We start from the raw sequence: 3,412 nt of genomic DNA on the forward strand, positions 1-3,412 counted from the left end.
TTCGACTTTGTTCTCCTCGTAGGCACCGAAGTTGCCTTCGAACCAGAACCACTTGGCCTCGTTGTCGTCGTCGCCCTCCCACGCCAGGATGTGAGTGCACGTCCGGTCGAGGAACCAGCGGTCGTGGGAAATCACCACCGCGCAGCCGGGAAATTTCTCCAGCGCGTTTTCCAACGAGCCCAGCGTCTCGACGTCGAGGTCGTTGGTTGGCTCGTCCAGCAGGATCAGGTTCCCGCCCACCTTGAGCGTGAGCGCCAGATTGAGCCTGTTGCGCTCACCACCGGACAAGACGCCGGCCGGCTTCTGCTGGTCGGGCCCCTTGAAGCCGAACGCCGAGACGTAGGCCCGGGACGGAATCTCGTTCTGCCCGACCTGGATGTGGTCCAGCCCGTCGGAGACGACTTGCCACACGGTCTTCTTCGGGTCGATACCGCCCCGAGACTGGTCGACGTAACTCAACTTGACCGTCTCGCCCACCTTGACGGTGCCGCTGTCGGGCTGCTCGAGCCCGACGATGGTCTTGAACAGCGTGGTCTTGCCGACGCCGTTGGGACCGATGACGCCGACGATGCCGTTGCGCGGCAGCGTGAACGACAGGTCCTTGATCAGCGTGCGGCCCTCGAACCCCTTGTCCAGGTGCTCGACCTCGACCACCAGGTTGCCCAACCGCGGACCCGTGGGGATCTGGATCTCCTCGAAGTCCAGCTTGCGCGTCTTCTCCGCCTCGGCGGCCATCTCCTCATAGCGCTGCAGGCGGGCCTTGCCCTTGGCCTGGCGGGCCTTGGCGCCGGAACGCACCCACGCCAGCTCGTCCAGCAGCCTCTTCTGCAGCTTGGCGTCTTTGCGGCCCTGCACCGCCAGCCGCTCGGCTTTCTTTTCCAGGTAGGTCGAGTAGTTGCCCTCGTAGGGGTATGCGCGGCCGCGGTCAAGCTCCAGGATCCATTGCGCGACATTGTCCAGGAAATATCGGTCGTGGGTCACCGCCAGAACCGCCCCCTCGTAAGCGGCCAGGTGCTGTTCGAGCCACTGCACACTTTCGGCGTCGAGGTGGTTGGTCGGCTCGTCGAGAAGCAACAGATCCGGCTTGGAAAGCAGCAGCTTGCACAGCGCTACGCGGCGGCGCTCACCGCCGGAAAGGTGCGTCACCGGCTCGTCGGGCGGCGGGCAGCGCAGCGCGTCCATCGCCTGCTCGAGCTGCGAGTCCAGGTCCCACGCGTTGGCGTGGTCGAGGTCCTCCTGCAGCCGGCCCATCTCTTCCATCAGCTCGTCGGAATAGTCGGTGGCCATCAGTTCGGCGACTTCGTTGAAGCGGTCGAGCTTGACCTTGATGTCGCCGAGCCCCTCTTCGACGTTGCCGCGAACGGTCTTCTCCTCGTTCAGCGGCGGCTCCTGCAGCAGGATGCCGACGGTGGCATCGGTGGCCAGGAAGGCTTCGCCGTTGTTCGGCTTGTCCAGCCCGGCCATGATCCGCAAGACGCTCGACTTACCAGCCCCGTTGGGGCCGACGACACCGATCTTGGCGCCCGGATAGAAGCTCAGCGTGACGTCGTCGAGGATGACTTTGTCGCCGTGCGCCTTGCGGACTTTTTTCATCGTGTAGATGAACTCAGCCATGCCGCGGTGTTGCCTTTCTGGTGTCGCGTGATTGCCCGCGACCCATCCTAGGCAGCCTCGGCATCTGCGCTGTTAGCCCGGTCGGCATCATCGGCGCCGGTGGTATCGGCGGCCGGGCCGGGCTCCGGCGTCGGGCCCGCCGCAGCGTCCGTTCCGGACGAGACCGTCTTCTCGATCCGCGCGTGGCAGCGGGACAGGTCGGGGCCGACGGAGGTGGCGCGCATCTCCAACGTCGAGCGACGAACGCCGTCGCGGTCCTCGTATTCGCTGGTGTAGATGTGGCCCACGACGATCACCGGCGAGCCCTTGCCCAGCGATGCGCCCACACCCGAGACCAGCCGACCCCAGCAGTTGACGGTGACGAACAGCGAATTGCCGGCCTCCCAATTGCCGTCAGCGCCGCGGCGACGTGAATTGCTGGCGACCCGGAACTTCATCACTTCCTGTGCGCCCGCCTGTCGGCGTTTCGGGTCGTTCACGATGTTTCCGACCACGGTGACCTGCGTTTCGAACATTGCTCTTCCTTTCTGAAATGGCGGCGCTCTGCCGAACGACCCGGGCAATCCCGGTGACGCCACACCGCCGGTGCTGGCTCCAGTCAGCGCAGTAAGACCGACAATCTCGGATGCGCCGACTCGGCGAGGGACGGAACCTGTGGATAGAACCGCGACTGTGGATAGCCAGCGAGCCGCTGGCCCAGGCATGACTACCGTCTCCGCATTGATGGCGCATGCGACATCGCTACTCGGAAGCACGTCATGGTCCGGCTTTGGTGCTGGTGTGGCCCTTGTTAGCCAGGTGGCCGGCGAGGCGACCCGAGCGGCAGCTAATGCCGCGAGGCGTCGCGGCGGGCCAGCTCGGCCAACATCGCGTTGTAGGCCGCCAGCTCGGCGTCGTCGTCGCGGTCCGCTGCGCGATCCAGTCGCCTCGCGGTCCGCCGATCGCTGCGCGTCCATTGCACAAGCAACGCGATCATGACGAGGACGAGCGGTATTTCGCCTGCCGCCCAAGCGATCCCACCGCCGAGCCGCTGATCGCCCAGCAGGTCGGTGTGCCAGCTCAGGTGCAGCGATCGGTAGAAGCTCTCGCCGAGCACGTTCTGCGTGCCCATCAGCAATACCCCGAAGAATGCGTGCAGCGGCAACGACGCGAAGACCACGGCCAGCTTGGCCAGCGGCGGGATCGGCCGCGGCGTCGGGTCGACACCGATCACCACCCAATAGAAGAGGTAGCCGCTCAGCAGAAAGTGCACGTTCATCGCGACATGGCCCATGTGGCTGCCGACCGCGGCGTCGAAAAGACCGCCCAGGTAAAGCCCGTAGAACCCGGCGACGAACAACGCCGTGGCGACGACGGGGTTGGTGAGGAACCGGGAAAGCCTGCTGTGCAGCGCGGCCAGCAGCCATTCCCGCATGCCCGGCGGATCGTCGCGCCCGGCGGTGGGAAGCGCCCGCAACGCCAGGCTGACCGGTCCGCCCAACACCAGGAGGATCGGGACCAGCATCGACAGCATCATGTGATCGGCCATGTGCATGCTGAACATCGCCGGCATGTACCGGCCCAGACCCGACGACGTGACGAACAGCAGCGCCAGGCAGCCCAGCAGCCAGGCCACGGTCCGGCCCGGTGGCCAATCGTCGCCGCGGCGCCGTAGCCGCCGCACTCCGGCCAGGTAGAGCGCGGCGAGCACGATGGCGGCGGTCCCGAAAATCAGGTCGAAACGCCAGTCGAAGAGCACCCGCGCCGGGGTGGGTGGGCCAGCGAAGTCGTAGCCGATTTTCACGTCGGGAATCGAGGG

Annotated in this window: 3 protein-coding genes; all 3 read right to left on the minus strand. The window is 65.9% G+C overall.

The window, feature by feature from the left end; translation table 11 throughout:
- A partial coding sequence (gene ettA / locus VKI00_RS23505; protein WP_324441755.1) for an energy-dependent translational throttle protein EttA occupies window positions 1-1,614 on the minus strand: 1,614 nt, incomplete at its 3' end.
- A 47-nt stretch (window positions 1,615-1,661) separates the two neighbouring features.
- A complete protein-coding gene (gene ssb, locus VKI00_RS23510) occupies window positions 1,662-2,129 on the minus strand; it encodes a single-stranded DNA-binding protein (RefSeq protein ID WP_324441757.1) in 468 nt (155 codons plus the stop codon).
- 311 nt (window positions 2,130-2,440) lie between these two features.
- Window positions 2,441-3,412: cytochrome c oxidase assembly protein (locus VKI00_RS23515; RefSeq protein WP_324441758.1), on the minus strand; the 972-nt coding region annotated here is incomplete at its 5' end.

Source organism: Mycobacterium sp., from assembly GCF_035314665.1.
Taxonomy (GTDB): domain Bacteria; phylum Actinomycetota; class Actinomycetes; order Mycobacteriales; family Mycobacteriaceae; genus Mycobacterium.

What these genes read in the sequence shown, in the direction of transcription:
- ssb (WP_324441757.1), bottom strand. Translation starts at nt 2,129, where the DNA reads ATGTTCGAAACGCAGGTCACCGTGGTCGGAAACATCGTGAACGACCCG.